This is a genomic window from Vibrio sp. D173a, assembly GCF_030248475.1.
Window position 1 is genome coordinate 1 of the sequence record NZ_JAHGAH010000223.1, and the last position, 2,031, is coordinate 2,031.

1 protein-coding gene is annotated in these 2,031 nt (G+C 48.2%); it reads left to right on the forward strand.

All coding sequences use genetic code 11. From position 1 onward, the window contains the following. Window positions 1–702 precede the first annotated feature (702 nt). Complete coding sequence (gene ltrA, locus KIV40_RS20775; RefSeq protein WP_012126500.1) at window positions 703–1,995, forward strand: group II intron reverse transcriptase/maturase; 1,293 nt, start codon at window positions 703–705, stop codon at window positions 1,993–1,995. Window positions 1,996–2,031: the final 36 nt, after the last annotated feature.

A 2,031-nucleotide genomic window follows, 5' to 3' on the forward strand; every position in this document is an offset into this window, starting at 1 on the left:
GCGAAAGAAGCAGCACCAAAAGCTAAGAAAGAAAAAGCTAACGCATAAGTAAGACGTTAGTTATGAAGTAGGTTTTCGCTAGCACGAAACTTACAATCGGGAAACTCAAAGCCCCAGTCGAAAGACTGGGGCTTTTTTTTGGTGCGCCGAGCATGGCGTTGATCTAGGAGGTGAAAGTCCTCTACGGGCTCAGTCGAGCGAGAACCGTTAGCCTATGCAAGGGTGTTCACTGTGAGGTGAAATCTGAAGGAAGCAAATGGCAAAACTTGGTTGTGACGAACAGAAATCTGATAGTAGGTCACTACAACTTGGGCAACCTAGCCATAGATAGAATAGCCCAATGCCTCGACGGGAAGTGTGTAGTGATAAATCAGGCACGGCCAAGGGAAAGAGCAACGTCTTACCTCGGGAGATCTTATTGTTTGTCTCGATAGAGACTAATGCAGCAGTGATGTTGTGTGACGGGCAATAAGAAGTCAGCAGAGGGCATAGTACCTTGAGACAGTACAACTTAAGGGAAGGCCTGAACTGAATATATCAAGAAGTAGTCACTAGACACTCAATCATGTGGAGTCATAGCAAGATGGGCATCATCTCTACGTCCCAATGGGCGATACCGCAAGTAAAGCTCACGGTGACGAAGAATGACAAGCATGGTCGGCGTAGACAGGAGGACGAGTCTTGGTGACCTCAACTTCGTTGATGGAACAAATCTGCTCCTCAACCAACCTGAATCAAGCTTTACGAAGAGTGAAGAAGAACAAGGGATGTGCAGGTGTCGACAAACTCGACATAGATGCAACTATCTTTAAGCTTCGACAAGCTTCAAACGGGCAAGCGCTTCGCCAGAGTCTTCTGGATGGAAGCTACCGACCTCAACCCGTTCTTGGTGTGGGAATCCCCAAACCGAGTGGTGGCGTCAGACAACTAGGTATCCCAACAGTGCTCGATAGAATTGTCCAACAGGCAATCACCTCAGTACTGTCAGATATCTATGAAGCTAAGTTCTCCAATAGCAGTTACGGATTTAGACCCAGCCGCAGTGCACATCATGCGCTAGCGGCAGCCAGTCGCTACATCCGAGAGGGGCGAGGTTATGTAGTAGATATCGACCTAGCGAAATACTTCGATACCGTTAATCACGATAGACTGATGCACAGACTGTCAGAGGATATCGCGGATAAACGAGTGTTGAAGCTCATCAGGTCATATCTACAGGCAGGCATAATGCGAAACGGTTTAGTCGAACAGAGACAACGAGGGACACCACAGGGTGGTCCATTATCTCCGTTGCTATCCAATATCGTATTAGATGAACTGGATAAAGAGCTAGAGCGTAGAGGGCATAAGTTCTGTCGATATGCAGACGACTGTCAAATCTATGTTGGTAGTGAGGAAGCCGCTTATCGAGTGAAAGAGTCGATAACGGAGTACTTGGAGCAAAAACTGAAACTCACGGTAAACCGAGAGAAAAGTGCAGCAACAAGAGTGACAGAGCGAACTTACCTAAGCCACCGCTTCGGGATAGATGGGACAATCCATATATCGAAGCCAGCGCAAACTCAAATGAAGACGCGAGTGCGGCAGATAACGAAGCGAAACCGAGGTCGAGAGTTAAAGGTGGTAATCGCCGAGTTAACTCAATACCTAAGAGGTTGGCAAGACTACTTCAAACTCGCCATACGGAAGAGCAGCATGAAGCGCTTGGACGAATGGATACGGCGACGGCTAAGATGCTATCGACTTAAGCAACGCAAACACAGATACGGCATAGCGACATGGTTACAGCGACAAGGTGTAACAGAGCGTAATGCGTGGAAGTTAGCGATGTCAGATAAAGGTTGGTGGCGGCTAGCATTAACGCCCCAGACAAATCACGCTATGCCAACAAAATGGTTCGAGGAGTTGGGTCTGTACTCGTTGCGAGATGGGTATGAGTCACTAAAAGTATATTCGGAACCGCCGTATGCGACCCACGCTTGTACGGTGGTGTGAGAGGACGGAGGCCGTGAGGCCTCCTCCTACTCGATT

Coding starts and splice junctions, on each gene's coding strand:
- ltrA (WP_012126500.1), top strand. CDS start 703: ATGGAACAAATCTGCTCCTCAACCAACCTGAATCAAGCTTTACGAAGA.